The sequence below is a fragment of the Egibacteraceae bacterium genome, from assembly GCA_035540635.1.
GTDB lineage: Bacteria > Actinomycetota > Nitriliruptoria > Euzebyales > Egibacteraceae > DATLGH01.
Map to the genome: position 1 here is coordinate 81,364 of DATLGH010000045.1, position 23,936 is coordinate 105,299.

Annotated in this window: 22 protein-coding genes; 10 read left to right on the top strand and 12 right to left on the bottom strand. The window is 71.5% G+C overall.

Annotated features, from left to right (window positions below):
• The first annotated feature begins 122 nt into the window (after positions 1–122).
• The 4 genes from smc to VM324_07965 all read left to right on the top strand — a co-directional run bounded on the left by smc (position 123) and on the right by VM324_07965 (position 7,396).
• Entirely contained in the window at positions 123–3,686 is a 3,564-nt protein-coding gene (gene smc, locus VM324_07950) for a chromosome segregation protein SMC (GenBank protein HVL99208.1), read from the top strand.
• Positions 3,687–3,862: 176 nt separating this feature from the next.
• Entirely contained in the window at positions 3,863–5,161 is a 1,299-nt protein-coding gene (gene ftsY, locus VM324_07955) for a signal recognition particle-docking protein FtsY (GenBank protein ID HVL99209.1), read from the top strand.
• 5 nt (positions 5,162–5,166) lie between these two features.
• On the top strand, positions 5,167–6,051 hold the full coding sequence (locus tag VM324_07960; GenBank protein ID HVL99210.1) for a WYL domain-containing protein: 885 nt from the start codon (positions 5,167–5,169) through the stop codon (positions 6,049–6,051).
• A 31-nt stretch (positions 6,052–6,082) separates the two neighbouring features.
• Positions 6,083–7,396 (top strand): ferritin-like domain-containing protein, encoded by a 1,314-nt coding sequence (locus tag VM324_07965; protein HVL99211.1) that lies wholly within the window; start codon positions 6,083–6,085, stop codon positions 7,394–7,396.
• Between the two features lie 87 nt (positions 7,397–7,483).
• On the opposite strand, the gene arsC is transcribed toward VM324_07965, so the two are convergent.
• On the bottom strand, positions 7,484–7,837 hold the full coding sequence (gene arsC / locus VM324_07970) for an arsenate reductase (glutaredoxin) (GenBank protein ID HVL99212.1): 354 nt from the start codon (positions 7,835–7,837) through the stop codon (positions 7,484–7,486).
• 37 nt (positions 7,838–7,874) lie between these two features.
• Entirely contained in the window at positions 7,875–8,120 is a 246-nt protein-coding gene (locus VM324_07975; GenBank protein ID HVL99213.1) for a hypothetical protein, read from the bottom strand.
• A 60-nt stretch (positions 8,121–8,180) separates the two neighbouring features.
• Between VM324_07975 and VM324_07980 the strand changes: the two genes are divergently transcribed.
• From VM324_07980 to VM324_07990, 3 genes are all read left to right on the top strand, one after another.
• Positions 8,181–8,579, top strand: coding sequence for a VOC family protein (locus tag VM324_07980; protein HVL99214.1), 399 nt, complete (start codon positions 8,181–8,183; stop codon positions 8,577–8,579).
• 159 nt (positions 8,580–8,738) lie between these two features.
• On the top strand, positions 8,739–9,905 hold the full coding sequence (locus VM324_07985) for a SpoIIE family protein phosphatase (protein HVL99215.1): 1,167 nt from the start codon (positions 8,739–8,741) through the stop codon (positions 9,903–9,905).
• 10 nt (positions 9,906–9,915) lie between these two features.
• Entirely contained in the window at positions 9,916–11,130 is a 1,215-nt protein-coding gene (locus VM324_07990; protein HVL99216.1) for a transglycosylase family protein, read from the top strand.
• 32 nt (positions 11,131–11,162) lie between these two features.
• Here the strand turns inward: VM324_07990 and VM324_07995 are convergent, their stop codons facing one another.
• The gene (locus VM324_07995; protein ID HVL99217.1) at positions 11,163–11,987 is read right to left on the bottom strand and encodes a hypothetical protein; all 825 of its coding nucleotides are present in this window, start codon (positions 11,985–11,987) and stop codon (positions 11,163–11,165) included.
• A gap of 49 nt (positions 11,988–12,036) precedes the next feature.
• Positions 12,037–12,225: a DUF3072 domain-containing protein gene (locus tag VM324_08000; protein ID HVL99218.1), complete on the bottom strand. Its 189-nt coding sequence runs from the start codon at positions 12,223–12,225 to the stop codon at positions 12,037–12,039.
• Between the two features lie 187 nt (positions 12,226–12,412).
• Here VM324_08000 and VM324_08005 point away from each other — a divergent pair, with 187 nt between their 5' ends.
• The gene (locus VM324_08005; protein ID HVL99219.1) at positions 12,413–12,541 is read left to right on the top strand and encodes a hypothetical protein; all 129 of its coding nucleotides are present in this window, start codon (positions 12,413–12,415) and stop codon (positions 12,539–12,541) included.
• A 16-nt stretch (positions 12,542–12,557) separates the two neighbouring features.
• Here the strand turns inward: VM324_08005 and VM324_08010 are convergent, their stop codons facing one another.
• The gene (locus tag VM324_08010; protein HVL99220.1) at positions 12,558–13,274 is read right to left on the bottom strand and encodes a GAF and ANTAR domain-containing protein; all 717 of its coding nucleotides are present in this window, start codon (positions 13,272–13,274) and stop codon (positions 12,558–12,560) included.
• A 62-nt stretch (positions 13,275–13,336) separates the two neighbouring features.
• Complete coding sequence (locus tag VM324_08015) at positions 13,337–14,620, bottom strand: DEAD/DEAH box helicase (protein ID HVL99221.1); 1,284 nt, start codon at positions 14,618–14,620, stop codon at positions 13,337–13,339.
• 572 nt (positions 14,621–15,192) lie between these two features.
• On the opposite strand from VM324_08015, the gene ffh reads away from it, so the two are divergent.
• The gene (gene ffh / locus VM324_08020; protein ID HVL99222.1) at positions 15,193–16,677 is read left to right on the top strand and encodes a signal recognition particle protein; all 1,485 of its coding nucleotides are present in this window, start codon (positions 15,193–15,195) and stop codon (positions 16,675–16,677) included.
• A 144-nt stretch (positions 16,678–16,821) separates the two neighbouring features.
• Here the strand turns inward: ffh and VM324_08025 are convergent, their stop codons facing one another.
• From VM324_08025 to VM324_08035, 3 genes are all read right to left on the bottom strand, one after another.
• Complete coding sequence (locus tag VM324_08025) at positions 16,822–17,445, bottom strand: SDR family oxidoreductase (GenBank protein ID HVL99223.1); 624 nt, start codon at positions 17,443–17,445, stop codon at positions 16,822–16,824.
• A 135-nt stretch (positions 17,446–17,580) separates the two neighbouring features.
• On the bottom strand, positions 17,581–18,342 hold the full coding sequence (locus VM324_08030; protein ID HVL99224.1) for an SDR family NAD(P)-dependent oxidoreductase: 762 nt from the start codon (positions 18,340–18,342) through the stop codon (positions 17,581–17,583).
• Between the two features lie 43 nt (positions 18,343–18,385).
• Positions 18,386–19,231 (bottom strand): SDR family oxidoreductase, encoded by an 846-nt coding sequence (locus tag VM324_08035; protein HVL99225.1) that lies wholly within the window; start codon positions 19,229–19,231, stop codon positions 18,386–18,388.
• A gap of 135 nt (positions 19,232–19,366) precedes the next feature.
• Here VM324_08035 and VM324_08040 point away from each other — a divergent pair, with 135 nt between their 5' ends.
• A complete protein-coding gene (locus tag VM324_08040; protein ID HVL99226.1) occupies positions 19,367–20,254 on the top strand; it encodes a helix-turn-helix transcriptional regulator in 888 nt (295 codons plus the stop codon).
• A gap of 859 nt (positions 20,255–21,113) precedes the next feature.
• Here the strand turns inward: VM324_08040 and VM324_08045 are convergent.
• The 3 genes from VM324_08045 to VM324_08055 form a co-directional block, all read right to left on the bottom strand.
• The gene (locus tag VM324_08045; GenBank protein ID HVL99227.1) at positions 21,114–21,491 is read right to left on the bottom strand and encodes a type II toxin-antitoxin system death-on-curing family toxin; all 378 of its coding nucleotides are present in this window, start codon (positions 21,489–21,491) and stop codon (positions 21,114–21,116) included.
• Entirely contained in the window at positions 21,488–21,691 is a 204-nt protein-coding gene (locus VM324_08050) for a ribbon-helix-helix protein, CopG family (GenBank protein ID HVL99228.1), read from the bottom strand. The genes VM324_08045 and VM324_08050 overlap by 4 nt, the downstream gene beginning before the upstream one ends.
• Before the next feature lie 1,878 nt (positions 21,692–23,569).
• On the bottom strand, positions 23,570–23,857 hold the full coding sequence (locus tag VM324_08055) for a hypothetical protein (protein HVL99229.1): 288 nt from the start codon (positions 23,855–23,857) through the stop codon (positions 23,570–23,572).
• Positions 23,858–23,936: the final 79 nt, after the last annotated feature.

The following is a 23,936-nucleotide window of genomic DNA, read 5'->3' on the forward strand; positions in this document are numbered from 1 at the left end:
TTCGAGCGGCCCCGGGCGGGCCGCTCTCGCATGCCGGGGCAGCGCAGCGGGTCCTTCGTGCAGCGGGGGGCCCTCGTTACACTCCGCGCCGTCTGCCGCTCCCACGACAAGGCGCGCACCGGGTGTTCCTCAAGTCACTTACCCTACGGGGCTTCAAGTCCTTCGCGGACAAGACCACCCTCGACTTCGAGTCGGGCATCACCGTGGTCGTCGGTCCGAACGGGTCGGGCAAGTCGAACGTCGTCGACGCGCTCGCGTGGGTCCTCGGGACGTACAGTGCGAAGACGCTGCGGGGCGGGCAGATGGCCGACGTCATCTTCGCGGGCGCGCCGGGTCGAGCCGCCCTCGGCCGCGCCGCGGTCGACATCACCATCGACAACACGGCGGGGACCCTGCCGATCGACTTCAGCGAGGTGACGGTCTCCCGGGCGATGTTCGCCTCCGGCGAGAGCGAGTACGCCATCAACGGCACGCCGTGCCGCCTGCTCGACGTCCAGGAGCTGTTGAGCGACACCGGCCTCGGTCGCGAGAACCACACGATCGTCGGTCAGGGCCGCCTCGACGCGGTGCTGAACGCCCGCCCCGAGGAGCGCCGGGCGTTCATCGAGGAGGCTGCAGGCATCCTCAAGCACCGGCGGCGCAAGGAGCGGTCACTGCGCAAGCTCGCCGCGCTCGACGGGCACCTCGAACGGCTCACGGACGTCGTCCGCGAGGTGCGCCGCAACCTGCGACCCCTCGAGCGCCAGGCGGAGGCGGCGGCCAAGCACGCTGAGCTCCAGGCCGCGCTTCGAAAGGTGCGGGTCGCCCGGGCGCTGCGCGAGCTCGTCGCCCTCTCGGATCGGTGGGGCGACGAGGAAGGAGCGCAGCAGGCCTCCGACGCGCGGTTGACGGCCGCCGAGGCGGCCCTCGCCGCCGCCCGTGCCGACGAGCTCGCCGTGGAGAAGGCGCTCGCCGACCTCGCCCCCAGCGCCCAGGCAGCGGCCGAGACGCACTTCCGGCTCGCCAACCTCGTCGAGCGTTACCGGGGGCTCGGCGAACGCATCGAGGAGCGCCGGCAGGGGCTCGTCGACGCGGTCGAGGAGCCGGTCGCCGGGCGGGATCCGGTTCAGCTGCGCGAGCAGGCCCAACGGGAGCGCGCCCGCCTCGACGAGCTGCAGGTTGCCGCGCGCTCCGCCGAGCAGGCGTCCGCGGAGGCATCCGCGGCACGCCGGGCGGCCGAGCACGCCCGCCGGGCGCACGAGCAGGCCGCCGCGGCCGAGGCACGCCGCCGGTCGGAGGCACGCGAGCGCGTGCTGCGCTGGGAGGGCGAGGTCTCGGCGCTGCGTTCCTCCCTCGGGCAGGCCGCGAGCGAGGAGGGACGCCTCGCAAGCCAGGTCTCCGGGCTGCGGGCCCGCCGCGACGAGCTGTGCTCCGACGCCGAGTCCGTACGGTCGGAGATCCAGCGCCTCGACGTCGCCGGCACCGCCCTCGCCGAGCAGCTGACAGGTGCCGAGAGGAACCTGCAGCGCCGCCAGGCCGCCGCCGACGCCGCCGTCCGCCGCGAGCGCGACCTCGAACGCGCGCGTGCGTCCCTCGAGGCGCGGGCGGACGCGCTGCGGGCGGCCTCACAGGAGGCCACCGAGGGCACGCAGGCGCTGTCCGCCGCCGCCGACGACGGGCGCGTCGAGGGCATCGTCGGCCCGCTCGCCGACCACGTCCGCGTCGCCGACGGCATGGCGAGGGCGGTCGCTGCGGCGCTGGGCACCCTGGGTGACGCCCTCGTCGCGGCCTCGCCGGGCGACGCGGCAGAGGCCGTCGGGTTCGTGCGCAGCGAACGGCTCGGACGGGTCGTCCTGCTCGCCGCCGCGGAGGACGCCCCCCCACCCGACACGCTCGACGAGCCCGGGGTGCGGCCGCTCGCCGCGTCGCTGCACGCCGATCCCGCGGTGCACGCGGCCCTGTGCCGCGCGCTCGCCGGGGTGTACGTCGTGGCGGATCATGCGGGCGACGACTACGCGGCCGCCTGCCGCCTGGCCGAGCGCCACCCCGATCTCGTGTTCGTCACCCGGGGCGGGGAGCTCGCCGGGGCCCGCGGCTACGCCGGAGGCTCGGCGGCCCCGTCGAGCGCGGTGCTGTCACGGGCGGCCGCCGAGCAGGCCGAGTCCCAGCTCGAAGGGGTGGGGAACGACCTGCTCGTCGCGCATCGCCAGGTCGGTGACGCCGACCGGGCGCTCGCGGCGGCCCGCCAGGCGTACGACGCGGCAGCGTCCGCGATGCAGGAGTGCGACGGGCAGCTCACAGCAGCCGCCGAGCGGCTCGGCCGGCTCCGCAAGGAGCTCGAGACCTGCGAGCGGGAGCTCGAGGTCCTCGTCGGCCAGCAGGCCGACCTCGCCGAGGAGATCGCGAGCCAGCGCGCACGGCAGGCCGCCCTGGAAGCGCGTGGGCCCGCCGCTCAGGCCGACGACGACGCCACGCACGGGGCGGGTGGCCCCGACCTCGAGGCCGAACGCCTCGACGACGTCCTCGCCGGGGCACGCGAGGAGGAGGTCCAGGCCCGGCTGGCCGCCAGCGCCGTAGCGCAACGAGGGGACGAGCTCGCGCGCAGGGTGCAGGCCCTCGAGCAGGAGGCCGACGACGTCGAGCGGCAGCTCGCCGAGCGCGAGGACCGCCGCCGCCGCCGACTCGCCGCCATCGAACGGTGCCGGGCGCTCACCGTGGTGAGCGCGGCAGGTCTCGCCCGGGCGGAGGCGTCACTGCGGCTGGCCGCGGAGGAGCGCGACCGCATGGAGGAGGCCCGCGCGGCGCAGCAGCGCGAGCTCGGGGTCGTGCGCAACCGGCTTCGCGAGCACGAGGCCGCGGTCACGGAGCTGCGGGAGCAGCGCCACGGCGAGGAGCTGCGCCGCGCCGAGCTGCGCCACGAGCTCGACGCGGTCCGCAACGGGCTGAGCAGGGACCTCGGGCTCGACGCGGATGCCGCGCTGGAGGAGGCGAGGGGCCGGGGCGAGGAGCTGCTCGGCGGCGGGGAGGCGCGTGACAGCGAGCTCGCCGAGGCCGAGGACCGGCTCGTGCGCAAGGTCGCCCTGCTCGGCACGGTCAACCCGCTCGCCCAGGAGGAGTTCGAGGCCCTCGAGGAGCGCCACCGCTTCCTCGTCGAGCAGATCGACGACCTCAAGACCACGAAGCGCGATCTCGCGGAGGTTGTGGCCGCGGTCGACGAGCGCATCAAGGACGTGTTCAGCTCCGCCTTCACCGACGTGGCCGCGCAGTTCGAGCGGATCTTTCCCCGGTTGTTCCCCGGCGGCACCGGAAGGCTCGTCCTCACCGACCCCGACGACCTGCTCGAGAGCGGTGTGGACGTCGAGGCGCGCCCGCCGGGCAAGCGCGTCAAGCGGCTGTCGCTGCTGTCGGGCGGGGAACGCTCCCTGACCGCCCTCGCGGTGCTCTTCGCGATCTTCGCCGCCCGCTCGTCGCCCTTCTACGTCCTCGACGAGGTCGAAGCCGCCCTCGACGACGTCAACCTCCAGCGCTTCCTCGCCGTCGTCAGCGACTTCCGTTCGACGAGCCAGCTCATCATCGTCACCCACCAGACGCGCACGATGGAGGTCGCGGACGTCCTCTACGGGGTGTCCATGCAGGCCGGGGGCGTGTCGAAGGTCATCAGCCAGCGCCTCACGGAAGCGGCGCCGGCTGGCAGCCCTCAGGGATAGGGCTCCGGCGGGTGGCCAGCCGCTCCTGCAGCGAAGCGGTAGTGCCACGATCAGGCGCTCATGTAGCGAAGCGGTAGCCACGATCAGGCGCTCATGTAGCGAAGCGGTAGTGCCACGATTAGGCTCACGGGGACAGACGCCGTCGACGGGGCCGCGCTCGTGGCCGTGGAGAACCCGTGGAACCGCTCATCCTCGCAGTGCTGCTTGCGGTCGCCCTCGTCGGGGTGGTCATCGTGGCCTTCACGTCGGCTCGCCGGCGTCGAGGGGTCGCGATCGACGAGACGATGCGCCAGCAGCTCGAGCAGCGCGCCCCGGAGCAGGGCCTGCCGCCGGACGACACGACCGACGAGGCGACCGTCCCGGACCAGGCGGTCGACGTCGAACCGGATGCCGGACCAACCGTCGCCGAGCCCGAGAAGGATGTCGAGTCGGCACCGGCCGAGAAGCCCGCGGTCGCGGAGGCTCCCGCGCCCGCCGAGGCGGCGCCGCCGGCGCCGCCGGCGCCGCTTACCGCCCGGGAGCGCTTCATCGCCCGGCTCACCCGGGCACGCAACAGCCTCGGGGTCAACGTGGCCTCGATCTTTGGACGGGGCATCACCGAGGAGGCGTGGGAGGAGCTCGAGGAGTCGCTCATCGCCGCCGACGTGGGAGTCGAAGCGACGATGGAGATCGTCGAGAGCGTGCGCAGCCGTGCGAAGGCCGAAGGCGCCCGCACCGGTGAGGACGCGCTGCGGGTCCTGAAGGAGACGCTGCGCGAGGAGCTGTCCGTCGGTGACCGCAGCCTTCGTCAGCGGTCCGAGGGCACGAGCGTGTGGCTCGTGACGGGCGTGAACGGCACGGGCAAGACGACCTCGATCGGCAAGCTCGCGGCCCGCCACACGCGCGCCGGCCAGACGGTGGTGCTGGCCGCCGCCGACACCTTCCGCGCGGCGGCGGCCGAACAGCTGCAGCTGTGGGGGGAGCGCGCCGGCGCCCGCGTCGTGGCGCACCAGCAGGGCGCCGACCCCGCGGCGGTGGCGTTCGACGGCTACCAGGCCGCCAAGGCCACCGACGCCGACGTCCTGATGGTCGACACCGCGGGCCGGCTGCAGAACAAGACCGCGCTCATGGCCGAGCTCGGCAAGGTCAAGCGGGTGATGGAGAAGGCGGCGGGCCCCTGCGACGAGGTCCTGCTCGTTCTCGACGCGACGACCGGTCAGAACGGCCTGTCGCAGGCACGGGCGTTCCTCGAAGCCGTCGACGTGACGGGCGTCGTGCTGACGAAGCTCGACGGCACCGCGAAGGGCGGCATCGTCGTCGCGATCCAGCGGGCGCTCGGGCTGCCGGTGAAACTCGTCGGCCTCGGCGAGGACGTCGACGACCTCGCCGACTTCGACGGCGACGCGTTCGTGGAGGCGCTCTTCGCCGAGGTGGTCCAGGAGGTGGACGTCGAGGCTGACCGCTTCGCCGGCGGCGCAGCGGGGGCGGCGGGGTAGCACCGGTGCCCGGCGTCGGCGCGCTCCCGCTCGACCGCATCCGTGAGGCGCTTCGGCTGCTCGGCACCGGTGAGCCCCCCACGTCCCGGGCGGCCGCGCAACGGGGGTTGCGGGAGACGTTGCGCGGGCAGGGCACGGTGCGCACGGCGCTCGACCACGGACCCGAGGGTGCCCGTTCAGCGTTCGTGCGGCTCGTCGAGGCGGGGCCGTCGCCGGTGGAGGACCTGCTCGGACGCGGCTGGTGGGGTCACGGGACACTGCCTCCACCGCTTGACTGGCTGCAGCGACGGGCCCTCGTCCACGTCGACGAGGGCGGGCAGCTCGCGCTGGTGGACGAGGCGCGCGAGGGCTTCCTCGACCTCACCCTGGCGCTCGAACCGGCGGCCGGTGAGGCCTCGCCGCGGTCGATGCGCGTCGAGGCGGCGGGGTGCGTCGTCGTCGCGCCGGAGCCGGGCCGGCTCGACTGGGCGCTCACTGTGGCGGGCGCCGAGCTCCGGGCGGTCGCCCCGACCGTCGCGGTGTCGCCTCGTTCGGCGACCGCGGTGAGCGCCGCCCTGCGCCGGGCCGGTGTGCGCCTGAGCGACGACGCCGTCGTCACCGTGGTGGCCGGCACGCCCGCCCTGCCGGGCACGGCGGAGGACGCCGTCGGCCCGCGCGCGATCCGGGCGCTGCTCGAGCGTGCGGTGGGGGAGCGGCGGCAGGTGCGCCTGCGGTACTTCGCCTCGTCCCGCGGCGGCGCCGCCACCGAGCGCGTCGTCGACCCGTGGTCGTTCCGCGACGACCTCCTCAGCGGGTACTGCCACCTGCGCTCGGGTGAGCGCTCCTTCGCCGTCGACCGCATCGGCCACGCCCGCCTCCTCCCGTCGCCGGTCGAGGTGACCGCCCCGTAGGCTGCCTGTTGCCGTGAAAACCGGAGGGGCCATGTCCGCGACGCGAGAGCCGCCGCTGCACATCGACACCCGCGAGCAGCTCGTCTTCGTCCTCTGCGAGGCCGCCGAGCTCGAGCACAGCCTGACGTGCGCCTACCTGTTCGCCGCGTGGAGCATGCGCACCCGCGACGGGGACGGTCTCGGCGGAGGGCAGCTCGCAGCGGTCCGCCGTTGGGAGCGCACGGTCACCGGGGTGGCCGTGCAGGAGATGGCGCACCTCGCGCTCGTGTCGAACCTGCTCACCGCGATCGGCGCGGCGCCGCACCTCGCCCGGCCGAACCTCCCGCAACGCGCGCGCTACTACCCGGAGGACGTGCAGCTGTCGCTGGAGCCGTTCAACGCCGACACACTCCGCCACTTCGTCTACCTCGAGCGACCCGAGGGCATCGAAGAGCGCGACGCCCCCGCGTTCACCTCCCCTCGCCGGGCGCACCCGCCGGCGGACGGGCCGGTGGGGATCGTCCCGCGCGCCGAGCGGTTCGCGACCGTGGGGCACCTCTACAGGGGGATCGGCCATGGCTTTGCGAACCTCGTCGCGCAGCGCGGAGAGGAGGCGGTGTTCCTCGGGTCACCCCGCGCGCAGGCGACCCGGGTCGACTTCGCCTTGCCGGAGCTCGAGCCCGTGACCGACCTGGCGAGCGCGCAGGCGGTCATCGACCGCATCGTGGAGGAGGGGGAGGGCGCCCGGGGACGCTGGCAGGACGGTCACTACGGGCGCTTCCTCGCCGTCGAGCGCGAGCTCGCCGAGCAGGTCGCCGCCGATCCCGGCTTCGCGCCCGCGTGGCCGGTCCTCGCAAACCCGTTCGTGCGTCAACCGGTCGACTGCGACCCGGTCAACGTGGTGTCCGACCCGTTCACCGCCGCCGTCGCCGAGCTCGCCAACGCCGCGTACGCGGCGACGCTGCAGGTCCTCGCCCGTTCGTTCGCGCACACGAACGAGACCGACGAGGAGCTCACGGTCCTGGCCACCGTGGGCGTCGATGCGATGTTCCGCCTGCTCAAGCCGCTCGGGACACTGCTCACACGCTTGCCGGCGGGCGCGGGGCACCCCGGCATGACCGCAGGGATGAGCTTCGAGCTGTTCCGCTCGCTGCACCTGCTGCCCCACCGCCGTGCCGCGTGGGCGCTGCTGCACGAGCGTCTGAGCGACCTCGGCGCGCACGCCGGGCGCCTCGCGGCGGACGCCCCCCACGCCGACGCGTCCGCCGTCCTCGGCGCGTCCGCGGAAGGTTTCGCCGCCCTCGCCGGGAAGCTCGCCGACTGCCTGACCGCCCAGACCCCCTACTCCTCCGGCCCCCGGCTGTGAGCACCGTCGCGCGGCACCTGGCGGGGCGGTGCGCCCCGGCGGATGCACCGCAGGTCGAGCCGCGGCGGCGGGAGGGTTCGCGTGGTGCTACTCGAGCAGCTCGAGCACCCGGTCGGGTGGGCGGGCCACGACCGCCCGGTCGCCGCGGATGGCGATCGGCCGCTGGATGAGGATGGGGTGCGCGACCATGGCGTCGAGCAGCTCGTCGCGGCCCGCGTCGGCAAGGCCGAGCTCGCCGTACACGGGTTCCTTCGCCCGGAGGATCTCCCGGGGATCGTCGATGCCCAGCTGTTCCATGACCCGTTCGAGCGTCGCGCGGCCCGGGGGATCGACGAGATAGTGGACCTCGCGCACGTCGACGCCGCGCTCGTTCAGCAGGGCATCGGCCGTGCGGCAGTTCGAGCAGCGCGGGTTGAACCAGAGGGTGACGGGGTCGTCCATGCGCGGAGTCTACGCACCACTCGGGCAGACCCGGCGGCTACGGCTCGTCGGTGCGGGTGGTCGCCCCGGAGATCTCCAGCCACCGGCGGGTCTCGTCGGGGAACTCCGGATCGACCGCACATAGGCTCTCGCCCGTGGGGGGACCCCAGACCTGGTCGGCGGACTCGTAGCACTCACGGTGGAAGCTCATCGGCGTCGGGCACATGAGGTCCTCGACGGCCATCTCCACCCGGACGGCCTCGGCGGCGGCCACCTCGCTGCCGCAGGCCTCGCACGTCTCCACCGGCTGCATACACCGAGGTTACCGGGAGCGCTACGGCCTCGCTACGAAAGGACGACCACCGTGCCGGCCATAACGGGAGTGCACCACCTGAGCCTGACCGTCAGCGACCTGCCGCGCAGCGTCGACTGGTACACCGAGGTCCTGGGGTTCGCCGTCCACAGCGAGGTGGAGGAGGCGACCTTCCGGCGTACCCGCCTGCGCCATCCGGCCTCCGGTGTGGTGGTCACCCTCACCCGCCACGACGGCGGCGCCGCGGAGGCGTTCGACGAGCGGAGGACCGGCCTGGACCACGTCGCCTTCCAGGTCGCGACGCTCGACGAGGTTGACGCGGTGAAGCGCCGGTTCGAGGAGCTCGGCGTGGTCCACTCCGAGGTCAGGCGCGGGTCGGGTGACGTGGCTATCGTGACGGTCCGTGACCCCGACAACATCCAGCTGGAGGTCATGGCCGTAAGCGGGTGACCGCGCGTGTCACCGCTCGCTTGGCGAGCCACTGACGACGCCCCGGCTCGCGAGCCCGGCTTCGCGTACAGTGGATGGCTGTGCAGTCGTCGGAGGTCGATCGTGGCGACGTGTGGCACCGCCCCCCCGACCCGTGCTGTGGAGCCTGACCTTCCCGGCATGGACGCCGCGTTGCGCTGCGGGCCCGCCGGAGCCCCCACCGGCGAGCTCGTCGCTACGCTGCGCTGCGGGCTGAACACCTGGGTGCTCGCGATCGGTTTGGTCTCCGGCCCGCAACGGTCGGCCGTGGCGTCGGCGGTGCGCGCTGACGCGCTCCCCGCCGTCGCCGGGACGGAATTCGGTGTGGTGGCGGCGCTGCGGGCCCTCGACCGCCGGGTGCGGTCAGGGGCCGGGGCAGGGCACACGGTGAGCCTCGCGTTCGCCCTTCTCGAGCTCGACCGGTGCGGCGCGTGGGTGTCGATCGGCTGCGGCGGTGCTCCCCTACCGGTCCTCGTGCGGCGGGCGGGTTGGATCGACGTGCGTGGGCAGCGCGGGCCGACGCTCGGGGGCGCGCGCGAACCCGACTTCGCCGAAGACCGGGTGGGCCTGGGCCCCGGGGACGCCCTCGTGTTCGCAAACGGTGCGGTCACCGACGCACGCGACGCCGCCGGTGCGGCGTATGCCGAGGAGCGGCTGCCGGCGACGCTCCTGGCCGGGGCGGGCCAGCCCGCCGGCGCGCTCGCCGAGCGGGTCCTCGAGGGGGCGACCGCCCACGCCGGCCGTGACCTCGCCGCCGACGCGATGGTGCTCGTGGTGCGCGTGCCCGGCGACGCCGGCGAGGACCCCGACCGCCGGCTGCGCGACGCGCTCGGTTCCTGGACCGACCTGCACGACCTGCCCGGCTACCCGGTCGGGCAGCCGCACTGGGGCGCGAAGGGCCGGCCGGCGCCGCCGCGCCAGGCCCGGATCCTTCTCGCCCCCGATGCCTCCTCGGTGCCCGTGGCACGGCGGTTCACCGTGGCGGTGCTGCACAGCTGGCGCATGTCCGAGCTCGTCGAGGGGGGCGATGTCGAGCTCATCACGAGCGAGCTCGTCGGCAACGCGGTCCGTCACGGCGACGATGCCATCACTGTCCTCGTCGGCTACGACGGCAAGCGGGCGCGCGTCGCGGTGGGGGACGGGTCGCGGGAGCTGCCGCGGTCCCGGCACGCGGGGGAGGGCGACGTGAGCGGACGCGGGCTGCTCATCGTCGAAGCGCTCGCCGCCGACTTCGGCGTCTGCCCCACGGTCGGTGGGAAGCGGGTATGGGCCGAGGTTGACGTGTCGGCGCCGGCCACGGGCGGCTGAGAACCCGCCCGTGGGGGATGGGCAGAAGGGCCTGCGGCGCCACCTCGCGGCGTTGGCGCTGCTCGCCCTGCTCTGCTCGAGCGTGTCGTTCCGCACGATCCCGGCGACGTCCGACGATCTGCCCGCGGAGTCGGCGGTGAGCGCCACGCCGGGCAGCGATCCTGCGGGGTCCACCGATCCGGTCGGGCAGTCGGCTGAGCCGGGCGCGGGCGTCGCCGCGCCTCCCCTCGGCCCGGTCGAGGTGCAACGAGCCGGCGTGCGCGTCGACGGGGTCGGCGACGGGGCGCTCGAGACGGCGCTCGGCATGGAGGGGGTGAGCTTCGCCACGGTCGTCGCCGTCGCCGACACCGCCGTCGGGGAGCCGGGCGGTGGGCGCATCCCCCTGCGGGTGGCGATGGTGGACCCGGCCGGGTTCCGGGTCCTCACGCCCCAGGTGACCGCTGATGCGCTCGATCTCTGGGAGCGGCTCTCGGCCGGAGAGGCGGTCTTCACCCACGAGCACGCACAGCGCCTCGCCCTCCAGCTCGGCAGCCACGTGCCCTTCGGGGACCACCAGACCGCCGTCCGGGTCGGCGCCTTCGCCACCCATGCGACACCACCGGTCGCCGACGCGATCGTCAGCATGGTCACGGGCGAGCTGCTGGGTCTCGGCGCCGCGCCGCGGTCGCTGCTCGTCGCGCTCACCGCCGACGCGCGTCCCGACGACGTCGCCCGGGCGCTGGAGCGCACGCTCGGGGCTCCCGCCCACGTCATCGTCGACCCACGCGTCCCCCGGGTGCTCGATTTCGACGGCCGTATGACTGTGTGGGACCGTCTGGCGCTGTGCGAGTCGAGCGGCGACTGGCACATCAACACCGGCAACGGCTACTACGGCGGGCTGCAGTTCCTGCCGGAGAGCTGGTTCCTCGTCGGGGGCACGGGAATGCCCCACGAGGCGACACGCGAGGAGCAGATCGCGCGGGCGGAGCGCCTGCTCGCCATCCAGGGGTGGGAGGCGTGGCCGGTCTGCTCGATCCTGCTCGGCCTGCGTCCCGGCCCGTTGCCGGAGCGCTACCGCAACGACCCCGCCGACGGCGCCGCGCCGGCGCCGCCGCCGGACCCCCAGGCGGGCCCGTCGGCGGGCGCACCCGAGGCGGGGCCCCCAGAGGACGCGCCGCCTGCGGGCAGCGGGCCCGAGGAGGGCCCCTTGGGGGGTCCCGGCCCCACCATTCCACCCCTGCCGTGACCGCGCGGGGCCCGTGACGGCGCCCGCGGCCGTCACGGGAGGAGCGCGACGAGCTGGTCCTGCCAGGCCAGGGGACCGGTGCGGGGGTCGAGAGTCACGTCGGCCCCCGGCGGCACATCGTCGACGCTCACCGCGGCGACGGGCACGACCCGTCCGCAGGCCTCGGCCCGGAACTCCAGCACGAAGCGCTGGCCACGGTCCTCCGCGGTGTCGACGAGCACCAGGTCGGGCTTCAGCATGCCGCACGTGGCGATCGCGTCGTCGAAGCTGCGGTGCTCGATACGGCAGCTCGGCAGCAGCATCTCGAGATCGGTGACGACGTCCTCGCCGAGGCCGACGGCGAGCACGACGGGAATCGGCATCCCATCGAGCAGGGCGCGCGCGAACTCGGCGCTGATGTCACCGTAGTTGCCGGGGAGGTTCTCGGTCAGCGGCTCGCCGGGAGCGTCGAAGCCCTCGAACACGCCGATGTCCGACTCCTGCCCCGAGGCCGGCGCGGTCTCCGACCCCGCCCGGTGGGCGATGGCTGCCGCGCCGCGCTCGGCGTCGGGCGCCCACAGCGTCCACTCGAGGCCACTGACGTCGGCGGTCACGTAGGTGATCGCGTTGATGAGCGGGTTGTCACCACCGTCGACCGCCTGCAGGCCCGAACGCTCCAAGGCGACCGCCAGCAGCTCGAGCACCGGGACCGGCTTGGGGGGTGGCTCGGCGCGGACGACGTAGACGTCCGGCGTGACGCGCAGCGCGGCGTGCCACCACCCCCCGACGTAGAGCACGTCGCCCTGGATCTGAAGGCCCGGCACGCTGCCGTCCCTCTCGCCGTTCACGAACGCTTCGACCAGCTCGAGATCACCCATGTCCAAGGCCTCCAGGGGAGAGAGCGCCCAGTCTATGGCTCCGCTCGGCCTAACCTCGGCCGGTGCGCTCCTGCAGCTCGTCGATGCGCTCGGACGCCTCGGCCTTCGACAGGTCGTCCGGGGGTGCCGGCTCGCCGGCCTCCTGGGCCAGCGTCGAGAGGTACGACTCCTGGGGTCCGGTCATCGGCTCGTCACCGGTTACCCACTCCTTCGGCTCCTTCTCGGGGTTGCGATCCACGTTGCTCCTCCTCGCGGCCGTCGGCAAACGCCCGTTCGATACCCGGGGGCGGAGCGGGGCAATCCTCACCGAGAGTCGGCCCGCGACGACGTTTGCTGCCCGGAGCACGGGGCCAGGCTGGGCGAGGACTCCTTCGACCGGAGTGATCATCGTGACGGAACACAGCGGTGCGCGTCCAACTCCAGACGTGCAGGACGACGAGCTCGTCGAGGACTCGCGCCAGAGCGGCGGGGACGCGCCCGCGGCCGGTTCGCTGGCCGAGCGGGAGGCGGTGGCCTCCGACGACGACGAGCTGTTCGGCGGAGAAGACGCCTGAGCCGCTCCTGCCGCCGTTACGGGCCCACGGCGACATCGCCTTTGACGATGCCCTCGCAGACGTCACGCAGCTTGCGGTTGTGGCTGCGGCTGTAGGTGCGGATGACCTGGAACGCCTCCGCGGGGGTCAGCTGGTGGCGTTCCCCGATGATGCCCTTGGCCTGCTCGATGACCACGCGGCTGTCGAGCGCCGACTGCAGCTGGTGCGCCCGGTCCTCCGCGTCGGCGACCTTGCGCTGCTGAAGGATGCCGATCGCCGCGATGTCCGCGAACGCCTGCGCGAGCCGGACGTCGTTCTCCTCGAAGGCGCCGGTGACCTCCCGGTAGAGGTTGAGCGCGCCGATGCAGTCGTCGCGTAGGCGGATGGGGAAGGCGTAGACCGCGGCGAGTCCCATCTCCGTGGCCTTGGCGACAATCCTCGGCCACCGCTCGGCCTCCTTGCTGATGTTCTCCCTCGTGACCTGCTCGGCGGTCCGATAGGCGTCGAGGCAGGGGCCTTCCTTGAACCGGAGTTCGGTGTCCTCGAGCTCCTCCATCGTCTCGGACGTCGCGGCGACCAGTCGCAGGTCGCCTCCGCGCGACTCGACGAGGACGCCGCAGGTCTCCACCTCGAGCACGTCCGCGCAGCGGTCCACGAGCATCTGCAGGAAGTCGCCGATGTCGTAGTCGCTGGCGAGCGTGTCGGCCAGCTCGACGAAGGTGTCGATCACGGCCTGCTCACGCGAGGCGCTCATGGGCGGATCATGGCACACGGCCCGGGCGGGGGGCCCTGAGCTCGGCGCACGGGGGCCGCCTGTCAGCCCTGTCGTGCCCGTCGCTGGGTGCCGTGTGGCGAACCGTCCTTGCGGCCCCCGCTGCGGCGGGCGGACCCCCGCGGCGCAGGGCGACCCTTCGCCGGGCCTGGTCGGGCAGGCTTGGCCGGTGCGGGGACGTCGCCCCGGCGGGCGCCACCGTCGCCGGTCAGGTCCCCGACGGCGAACGCGTCGATGCGCTGATGGATGGCAAGCGCCCGTTGCAGGCCTTTGACGTCGCGCACCTTGTCCGGTGCCACGAGCGTGACGACCAGTCCGCCGGCCCCGGCACGCCCTGTGCGCCCAGACCGGTGGACGTAGTCCTTGTCGGTGGCCGGTGGGTCGAAGTGGACGACGACGCCGACGTTGTCAACGTGGATGCCACGCGCCGCGACGTCCGTGGCGACGAGCGCGGTGACCCGACCCGTGGAGAAGTCTGCGAGCGCACGCTCCCGCTGGTTCTGGGAGCGGTTGCCGTGGATCGCTGCCGAGCGGACGCCCTGGCGGTTCAGCTGCTTGGCGACGCGGTCGGCGGCGTGCTTCGTGCGCGTGAAGACGATGGCGGGGGCGACGGTGCGCACAACCTCACCGGTCAACGCCACCCGGTCGGCGGGCGGGGCGTGCCAGAAGAAGTGGCGGACGTCGCCGGTCGACGCGCTGGTGCCCGCCAGCTCGTGACGGACGGGGTTGCGCTGGTAGCGGCGGATGAGCACGTCGACGTCCCCGTCGAGGGTGGCCGAGAACAGCAGGGTCTGGCGCTGCCCGGATGTGAGGTCGAGCAGACGCCTGACCTCCGGAAGGAAGCCCATGTCGGCCATGCGGTCGGCTTCGTCGACCACCACGAAGTCGACATCGGACAGGTCTGCGTCGCCGCGGCGGACGAGGTCGGCGAGGCGCCCCGGGCAGGCGATGGCGACATCGATGCCCCGGCGCAGGCAGCGCTGATCGCGGCTGATCGTCGTCCCGCCGTAGAACGTCGCCACGGTGCGCCGGCGCGCCTCGGCGAGGGGACGCACCTCGGCGGCGACCTGGGAGGCCAGCTCCCGGGTGGGGACGAGCACCAGGGCTCGTGGCCGGCGGGGGCTGCCCGGGCCGACGCCCGCAGCCAGCGGGATAGCGAAGGCCAGGGTCTTGCCCGAGCCCGTCGGCGCACGGCCGCACAGGTCCCTGCCCGCCATTGCCTCGGCGATCGTGGCGGCCTGGATGGGGAACGGCGTGGTGACGCCGCGACGGGCGAGTACGTCGATGAGTCGGCGCGGGACGCCGAGTTCGGTGAACGTGGTCGTCACAGTGAGTGCTCCTGCCGCCGCTCAGTGCGCGGGGCGGTAGAGGTCACGCGCGAGGGACGCGCGCGAGCTCGGGTGGGCTGGTGCGAGGGCCCCAGCTGCCATCCGTGCGTGGGCGAACACGCCCGAAGATGAGATGCGGATGCCCGCTCATCACGTCCGGCGCCAGAGGTGGTTCGCTCGCCCTGCGGCGAGCCCGTTGGCGCGCGTGCTCCGGACGACGTATCCGCGGTCCGTCGTGCCAGTGTAGCGCTAGGCGCCGAGGTAGAGCGTACCGCGTGTCCGTGGTGTCACGGACCGGCATTTCGCGAAAGAGCCTTACCCTCAAGTTCGGCTTGAGGGAGCTGTGCGTCCACCTCAGATCGGCTCAGTCCCTCTCCAACCATGTCGACATAACGGTAAAGTACACCTTGATCTGCTGCCGTGCCTCCGGATCGGCCCTGACCTTGTTCACCCCGTGGCGTCGCCTGCGTGCCTTAGACGCCTTCTGAAGGCGTTTCCGCTGGTAGGAGGCGGGTCAGTGGCTGGGCCGGCTCTCGGTAGAATCGCCTGCGTCCCCCCTCGAAGGAAGAACGATGTTCGACGCGCTCAGCGACCGCCTCGACGCGGTGTTCGCCCGGCTGCGAAGCCAGGGCAGCCTGACCGAGGACCAGGTCAACGAAGGGCTGCGCGAGATTCGCCTGGCCCTACTCGAGGCCGACGTCAACTTCAAGGTCGTGAAGGCGTTCACGAGCCGCGTGAAGGAGCGGGCCGTTGGCGCGGAGGTGAGCGAGGCGCTCAACCCTGGCCAGCAGGTGGTCAAGATCGTCCACGAGGAGCTCGTGAAGATCCTCGGCGGGATGTCGGCCCCGCTCGACCTCGGCAGCCGGTCGCCCGGCGTCATCATGCTGGCGGGTCTGCAGGGCTCCGGGAAGACCACGGCGGCTGGCAAGCTCGCGAAGCTCTTGAAGAAGAAGGGTCGCAGCCCCCTTCTCGTCGCCTGCGACCTCCAGCGTCCGGCGGCCGTCAAGCAGCTGCGGATCCTCGGCGAGCAGGCCGGCGTCCCCGTCTACGCGCCTGTGGAGTCAGGCGACCCGGTCGAGGTCGCCCGCGACTCCCTCCCAGAGGCCAAGCGCCTCGGCGCTGGCGTCGTGATCGTCGACACCGCGGGGCGGACGAACGTCGACGAGGAGATGATGACTCAGGCCGCCGCCATCAAGGCAGCGGTCAACCCTGCGGAGACCTTCTTCGTCGTCGACGCGATGATCGGCCAGGAAGCCGTCACCGTCGCCAAGGCCTTCCAGGAGGCCGTCGACTTCACCGGCGTCATCCTCAGCAAGCTCGACGGCGACGCGCGCGGGGGCGCCGCCCTGTCGGTGGCCGAGGTGACCGGCCGGCCGATCAAGTACGCGAGCGTGGGGGAGAAGCTCGACGAGTTCGAGGCCTTCCACCCCGACCGGATGGCCGGGCGCATCCTCGGCATGGGCGACGTCCTCACCCTCATCGAGAAGGCCGAGGACGTCTACACCACCCAACAGGCCGAGCAGATGCAGGACAAGCTCCTGAAGGCGGAGTTCGACCTGTCCGACTTCCTCGAGCAGATGCAGCAGATCCGCAAGATGGGCCCGTTGCAGGGGCTGCTCGGCATGATCCCCGGCGTCGGCAAGCAGCTGAAGGACGCCGACATCGACGAGTCGCAGCTGGGTCAGGTCGAGGCCATCATCCGCTCGATGACCCCCGAGGAGCGCGCCAACCCGAAGATCCTCAACGGCAAGCGCAAGAAGCGCATCGCGCGGGGCTCGGGACGCAGCGCGCAGGAGGTCAACGAGCTGCTCCGCGGCTTCGGTGAGATGCAGAAGATGATGAAGTCACTCGGCGGCGCGCGGGGGCTCAAGGCGATGAAGCAGCTCCGCAGCAACCCCGAGCTGGCACAGCAGCTCGCCGGCGGCGGGATGCCCGGCATGGGTGGGCTCGGTGGCGGAATGGGCGGCCTGGGGACAGGGCCGGGCGCCGGAGGAGGCGCCGGCACGAAGCCGCGCAACAAGAAGGTCCCCAAGCGCAAGAAGAAGAAGAAGCGCTGACCCAAGCGAGCGTAGCGTCGTAGGCCAGACCGATACGGACCTTGGTCTGAAGGCTGAATTCGCGCGTCGCGAGCCTTCGCGGTAACGGCTGATCTCCCGGCTTTCGTGGTCGCCGTCAACCCTTCGGGGATCCGGCTTCCTCAGTCATTTCGTCCCGTGGGGTACTTGTTCATCCCTCATCGTTCGGTCCAGCGAGTCGCTTGCCGTCACAGCCATCCGCCGTTGTCGACCTGCAGTACGTGGCCGTTGACCGACGCTCCCATGTCGCTTGCCAGGTACAGGGCGGCGTAGGCCTGGTCGAGAGGCTTGGTACTGGGGACGGTCAGGTTCACGTACTTCTCCGCGAACTCCCACATCCCTGGTGCCACCCGTCAAGTCTCCCCTCTCTCGCGCCGCATCCATGTCGGTCTCCGTCTGTCCAGGGGCGAGCGCGTTGCAGCGGATCCCGGTGCCGGAGAACCGGATGGCGATGTTCTTCGTCATCGTGCTCACCGCAGCCTTGCTGGTCGTGTAGGCGACGCCCAAGACAGGCTTGTCTCCGTTCACGGAGGACACGTTCACGATCACGCCGTTGCCTCTGGGCATGACTTGTCGGACGGCCTGACGGCAGTAGCGGAACACGCCGAAGAGGTTGATCGCCATGACCTTCTCGAAGTGTTCGTCGGTGGCCTCCTCAATGGGCGCCATGTCGCCGAAACCGGCGTTGTTGACGAGGATGTCCACCTTGCCGAACTCCTCGATCGCGGCCGCGAAAACCTGTTGATTCATGTGGTCGTTTCCGGGCGCGCGCCCACTGGTGAAGGACGGCGGGACGGCGGCCGCCGGCCGGACGCGACCTCCTGCGGTGAACCCCGCCCAGGTGGTCGGGAGCGCCGGCAGTCGCGTTTGGGCGCCCACGGGGGGTCAACTCTGCTCGGTGGGCATGATCCATAGCTCGCTGATGGCGGCGTGTCGGGGGCGGGTGACCATGTAGGTGATGCCGTCAGCGATGTCCTCCGGGTCGAGCATGCGGAGGTGGCCGTAGTTCGCTTCGATCTCTGTGATGACTTCGTCGGTGTTGTGTGAGTCGAGTTCGGTGTCGACCTTGCCGGGCTCGAGTACACCGACGCGGATATAGCTGGTCGTCAACTCCTGGCGAAGGGCCTCGCTGAACCCGTTCAGGCCGAACTTGGTCATGTTGTAGACGCTCATGCTGGGGAAGGCGGTGCGCCCGGCGATGGAGGAGATGTTGACGATGTCCGCGACCTGGCGGGGATCGTCGCCGGCGGCTTTGCGCAGATGTGGCAGTGCCGCCTTTGTCATGTACAGCAGGCCGTGCTGGTTGACGGCGATCATCTGCTCCCACTCGTCGATGTCGGCATCCGCCGCGCGCCCGAGCAGCATCAGGCCCGCGTTGTTGACGAGAATGTCGAGTCGACCGAAGCGGTCGATGGTTGTCGCAACGGCTGCTTCGGCTTGATCGCGGTCGGAGATGTCGGTCGGGACCGGCAGGGCGGTGCCACCGGCCGACTCGATTTCGGCCACAAGGGCGTCCAAGCGCTCTGGACGGCGGGCCAGCACAGCGACTGACGCGCCTTGTTCAGCGAGGGCCTTCGCGGTGGCGTAGCCGATGCCGCTGCTGGCTCCGGTGATGATGGCGACGGTTCCGGTGAGCTTGGCAGTCATGAATCTGTTCCTCTGCAGTGGATTTCCGTTGGTCGATGTCGCGTCAGGCGTCGTCGTGGCTGAGCGACGTCGACAGCTCTCGGTGGGCGTCGGCCTGCTCGAGTAGCAGCTGCGCCTTGGCGATGGCGGTTTCGACGGCGTCCGCACCGGCGAGCCAGCGCAGGGGCGGCTGATCGGAGTCAGCGAGCGTGACCAGCGCGGCAGCAAGCTTGGCGGGGTCGCCGGCCTGCTTGCCGTTCATGCCTTGCCACGCCGCGATGGTCGACTTCGTGCGGTCGGCGTAGTCGTCGATGGACAGCTCGGGCCACATCGTCGAGGCACCCTCCACGAGCAGTTCGGTGCGGAAGAACCCAGGCTCGACGATCGTCGTGGTGATGCCGTAGGGCTCGACGTCGAAGCGGAGGGACTCCATCCAGCCCTCGAGCGCGAACTTCGACGCGCAGTACGCCACGACGAACTCTTGACCGACGAGCCCGGCCAAGGAACTCATGGTGATCACATGCCCGCTGCGCTGCTGGCGCATGGTCGGCAGGATCGCGCGGGTGACGTTGAGGGGACCGAAGAAGTTGGTCTCCATCTGGGAACGAAACTGCTCTGGGCTGATCTCCTCGAAGAAGCCCGCGTAGAAGTTGCCGGCGTTGTTGACGAGCACGTCGATGCGTCCGAATCGTTCGAGGGCTGCGTCGGTGGCAGCCTTGGCGTTGTCGGCGTCGGTGATGTCGAGGGGCACCGCCAGCAGGTCCTCGTGTTGGCCGAGAGCCTCGGTGACCTTCGTGGCGTCGCGTGCGGTCGCCACGACGGCGTGTCCTGTATTGAGCGCCGCCTTGGCGATGTCGACGCCCATGCCACGGCCAGCGCCGGTTATGAACCACACCTTCTTGTCAGTCATGTCCTCATGTCCTGATGGGGTCGATGCCTTGTCGTGGCACTATTGGTAGAGGCCGTCTCAGGGGGCTACCAGGGGCCCTTGATCCAGGTACTGCCAGAACCCCCCACGGCCAGCGCCCGCGCCTACCATGGTCCCATGGACACCCGCGACGAGATCCGCGAGTTCCTGACCTCACGCCGGGCCAGGATCACCCCCAAGGACGCGGGTCTACCCACCATCGGCGCCCATCGGCGGGTACCGGGCCTGCGCCGCGAGGAGGTCGCCCTGCTCGCCGGCGTGAGCGTCGACTACTACACGCGGCTGGAGCGCGGCAACCTTTCAGGGGCGTCTGACAGCGTCCTCGACGCGCTCGCCCGCGCCCTGCAGCTCGACGACGCCGAACGCGCCCACCTTTTTGACCTCGCGCGCAGCGCCCAGCCGACCCCAGCACGCCGGCGCCGCCGCCAACCCAAACCGCGCCTCCGGCCGGACATCCAGTGGACCCTGGATGCCATCACCGGGGCCGCCGCGTACGTGAGCAACGAGCGCCTGGACATCCTGGCCACGAACCCGCTCGGGCGCGGGCTGTTCTCCGACCTGTATGCAGGGACCGCGCGGCCGGTCAACAACGCGCGGTTCGTGTTCCTCGATCCGCGGGCCGAGGCCTTCTACGCCGACTGGGACCGCGCCGCCCGCGACACTGCCGCGATCCTGCGCTCGGCCGCCGGCCGCGACCCCCACGACCGCGACCTTTCAGACCTCGTCGGTGAGCTCTCAACGAAGAGCGAGGCGTTCCGCACCCACTGGGCCGCACACAACGTGCGCTTGCACAACACGGCCGCCAAGCAGTTTCACCACCCCGTCGTCGGCGAGCTCAGCCTGAACTTCAATCGCCTGGACGTCGCCGCCGAGCGCGGGCTGACGCTCTTTGTCTATGCCGCCGAACCCGGCTCGCGCTCTGAGGAGGCGCTGAACCTTCTCGGCAGCTGGGCGGCCATGGTCCACTCTGATGAATCGGCGCGCGCGACCGAGCCAAGCAGCTGAGGCCGCCCGCAACACGTTCCCTCAAGAGCGTCCGCACAGTTGCTGCTGCTTCCATGCAGATCGGCACGGACGTCGGCTATGTGCGTCGTCCGGCGCGCTGCTTCCTTCGACTGCAGGAGGTCGTCTGCTCCGACGTCCACGAGACGCCTGCAAGTGACGAGTCAACGAGTGCGTCGCTTTCCGGCGGTACGGAGGCTGGGATGAAGGGCATGGCCACACGCCGGGCGACCAGCCGGGCGCAGCGGACCATTCGACGCCCGAGCCGGCGACGGAGTCGAAGGTTCATGATCAGGAGAACGTCCAGGTCGCCTTGGCCGTCCGGTTCTGCTGGCACCAACGGGGCCAGGTGGCCCTCGAGGCAGACCGCCGCTGCGCTTCCCTGACCTGCCTCGCGAGCCCGGCATATATCGGCTGGTGTTCCAGCACGTGCGAGGTCAGCACGTGTATGTCGGCGAAGCGGCAAACCTTCACCGCCGCCGCCATCGCTGTGGAGAACGCCGACAAGCTCCACAACCGGTGACCTTCTTCCTTGTCGTGCCGCTCGAAAGCGCCGTTGGAGCGCGACACCCCTATGACCAGGAGTTAGCTGAGGCGATTTCTGGTGCGAAGATGAGACGATGTCGGCAACGGCTAGGTCGCCCGTGGTGCGGCGCGGGAGAGTCCGTCGCGGCTGGAGTACGCGCGAGGCCCCGCAAATCTCTTGGAGGAGAATGGGAGGGCCCTGCTGACGGTGCCGCAGCACCTGGTATTGATGGTAGGCGCGAACGTCGAAGCGGTCCAGGTCCAGGGGTTGAACTCGGCGGGTTCGCCCGCTCTGCCTCGTCGGCATGCGTACTGCGAAGGCCTCGTCATGCCATCGTCATGTCCTTGGTTCGGAGCGGGCTGCGAGACGCTGGGCGATGGCGCTCACGTCATCGAGCTCACCTGCTAATACGGCGACGACCAGGTCGTACGCCTCGTCGTTGGTGAAGGTGAGCCGGAAGCCGTCCATGCCGTAGAAGCCGATGACGCTCGCGAGTCCCAGCCGCTTGTTCCCGTCGACGAGTGCATGGCTGCGAACCAGCGAGTGCAGCAGCGCCGCGGCCTTCTCGTGCAGGGTCGGATAGACATCTTCGCCGAAGGCGCTGGCACTGGGACGGGCGACGGCAGCCTCAAGCAAGCCAGCATCGCGTACCTCCACCGCGGGCAGAACACGCTCCGCGATGTGGATAAGGTCCTCAACGTCGAGGAGGATCAACGTCCGAGACGCTCGAGCGCCTCGGCGTACCGAGGAAGTTGCTCGTCGAGCACCTCGTCCAGCAGCTCTCGTCTGCTTGTCCGTTCGATGTACTCACGCACCGCCTGGCGTGCTACCTCTTGCATGGAGCGGCCTTCCCGTGCTGCACGGCGCCGGAGCGCTTCGGCGTCCTGCTCGTCCAGCCGCAAGGTCATGGCCATATAGAAACGGTATCACGACTGATACCAGCTCGTCGTGCTCGCGCCCGCAGCAGCAGCGCCGACGCGACGGCGCGGGGCTTGCGGGTACCGACCACGGTCCAACGTCCCCGCGACCCGCTCGTGACTTCGGACCATGCCGGGTTGTGCCGCGGTCGAGGTGCTGACGGTGGCGTCACCCTCCGTAGCCACCGATGAGACCGAGTGATCGCCTCCGGACCGACGCAAGACGCGCGGGGCCTCCTGCGATCTTGGCGGCAGTGCCCGACAGACGCGCGATATCGCCCGGGACGAGCGTAGTGTGCTGACATGTGCTCGGGCGTCCAGCTAACTGACTAACGGGCGTTCCGCGGTGGGTGATCTCCCGCCGCACCGCCGCACCGCCGCCCGGGCCACCCGGGTTCGTGAGGGACAGGGGCCCGCCAGGGTGCAGATGGGACGGGACGTGAAACCGTGTGACGTCCGCTGGCAGCGACCATCCCTGCAGCGGTCAACCTCGTATAGCCGCCGAGTGCGGCCAGAGACTCGGGCGCTTGATCGACCGAAGGAGGTGTTGATGACGTAATCGAGTCGCAAGGTCAGGTCAGGTCAGCCAGCCGGTGTAAGTCCGGTCCGGGGAGACACCTGGGTCCCTGGTAGCAATACCCCGGCGTCGGTCGCAAGGCCGCAGTCGTCGAAGCGGGGTGGCGCAACCGACCGGTCCGCAACGTGAGTGAAGCCTGAGCAAGCGTCGTAATCTCCGCCCGCCGCAAGGCGGACACGTGGGGATGCCGAGCCGCTGGCGCGGCGGTGAAGGCCACGGAAGACGTCGTTGGTCCAGGAGCCGACGTAGATGGATCCTCCGGCGCAAGGGGCGTGGAACGGTCGAAGGGTTGGCCTGGCAACTGGGGAGGCCCTCCAAGGCCCCGCCGCTGTGGGCGGCGGGAAGCGATGCGGCGCCTATAACCGGCAGAACCGGGAAGTGGCGCGGCGGCCGGCGGCCGCGGAGAGAGTCGGAGGGGGCCGTAGTACTGGTGATCTGGCGGACAGCACAACCGTCGGGGAGGGAAAAGCCCCTTCTTCATCGGGCCGCCAGCGGCCGAACCACAGCTCGTGGCCGGTCGCCAGCGGCGCGGTTGTGGCGGCCGCTTCGGCGGTGGCGAACGCACGGGCTAGGCCCAGCGGGGTGAAGACCCGGTCGTGCAGCACCTCGGCGAACCTGTGACCGGTGACCTGCTCGACGATGGCGGCGAGCAGCGTGGGACCGCGTTTGCTGTACTCCCAGAGCTCACCAGAGGCGGCGGCGAGCTGTTGGACATCAGGTCGCGGACACGCCACTGGAGCGCGTCGGGCGGGTCGTGGACCTCGACGGCGCCGACGCCGCCGACGGACGTGCGCAGCCCGGCGGTGTGGGTGAGGGGCTGCTCGACGGTCGCTGCCTCGAACCCTGCGGGGGGACGCTCGGCGAGGCGGGCCCGGTGAGGCCACACCGGCTCGTCCCAGCCCAGCTGTCGATGCCCGCGGACACGTCGCTGCGCACCTCCGCTGAGCAGGTGTCCGCCGCTGCAGCACCGCTCCACAAACAGCAACCGAGCAGCGCGACATGCAGCGCCCACCCGGACGCTCACGTGGCCGCGACGGCTCGAGGCCGGCGAGCCGGACGAGGCGCCGGCCCGCGGCGACATGGAACCCGGCGAAGGCGAACACGCCGACGGCTGCCAGGTCCGTGACGCCGGCGAGGACGGCTGCGGCGGCGGCGAGCCCGAGCACACCGAGCGCGATCGTCGGTCTGCTGACGCCCCGCTTGAACCCTGGTGCGGCGCGCATGGTAGAGCTCGGCGAGCGGTGCGGTCGCAACGTGTGGGATCGCCCCGGCGCCGAGCAGGCCGAGGCCGAGGACGCTCAGTCCGAACAGGTGCCGGGCTCGTCGCTCGCAGTGCCCGGTGCAGGGGCGTGGACGATCCACAACAACAGGACGGCGAGGTAAAGGGTGTTCTCGACCATCCGGGCCGGCCAGATGTCGGCGAAGGCGGTGAGCGACCGCTCAGGGGTGATGTCCATCCCCACGAATACGGCGACCACAACGAATGTGACGAGCATGAGGATGCTGCCGGCGACGCCGGCGCGGCCTCCGCAGCGCAGGATGCTGTCGTGTCGGGGTTGGGTGCGGGTGGGGCGCGGGTCATGCATCGAGGGCCTCCTTCATCCGCATGGGGCGACGATGACGGCGGCAGGCATCCCGCACATCAGCCTGCGGGCTCGACCTGTC

Bases quoted from the DNA above. Each gene is read 5' to 3' on its own strand.
- arsC (HVL99212.1), bottom strand. From the start codon at position 7,837: ATGGACGACCCCGTCACCCTCTGGTTCAACCCGCGCTGCTCGAACTGC.
- VM324_07985 (HVL99215.1), top strand. From the start codon at position 8,739: ATGGACGCCGCGTTGCGCTGCGGGCCCGCCGGAGCCCCCACCGGCGAG.
- VM324_07965 (HVL99211.1), top strand. From the start codon at position 6,083: ATGTCCGCGACGCGAGAGCCGCCGCTGCACATCGACACCCGCGAGCAG.
- VM324_08055 (HVL99229.1), bottom strand. From the start codon at position 23,857: ATGCATGACCCGCGCCCCACCCGCACCCAACCCCGACACGACAGCATC.
- VM324_08050 (HVL99228.1), bottom strand. From the start codon at position 21,691: ATGGCCATGACCTTGCGGCTGGACGAGCAGGACGCCGAAGCGCTCCGG.
- VM324_07995 (HVL99217.1), bottom strand. From the start codon at position 11,987: ATGGGTGATCTCGAGCTGGTCGAAGCGTTCGTGAACGGCGAGAGGGAC.
- VM324_08010 (HVL99220.1), bottom strand. From the start codon at position 13,274: ATGAGCGCCTCGCGTGAGCAGGCCGTGATCGACACCTTCGTCGAGCTG.
- VM324_08040 (HVL99226.1), top strand. From the start codon at position 19,367: ATGGACACCCGCGACGAGATCCGCGAGTTCCTGACCTCACGCCGGGCC.
- ffh (HVL99222.1), top strand. From the start codon at position 15,193: ATGTTCGACGCGCTCAGCGACCGCCTCGACGCGGTGTTCGCCCGGCTG.
- VM324_08030 (HVL99224.1), bottom strand. From the start codon at position 18,342: ATGACTGCCAAGCTCACCGGAACCGTCGCCATCATCACCGGAGCCAGC.
- VM324_08035 (HVL99225.1), bottom strand. From the start codon at position 19,231: ATGACTGACAAGAAGGTGTGGTTCATAACCGGCGCTGGCCGTGGCATG.
- VM324_08025 (HVL99223.1), bottom strand. From the start codon at position 17,445: ATGAATCAACAGGTTTTCGCGGCCGCGATCGAGGAGTTCGGCAAGGTG.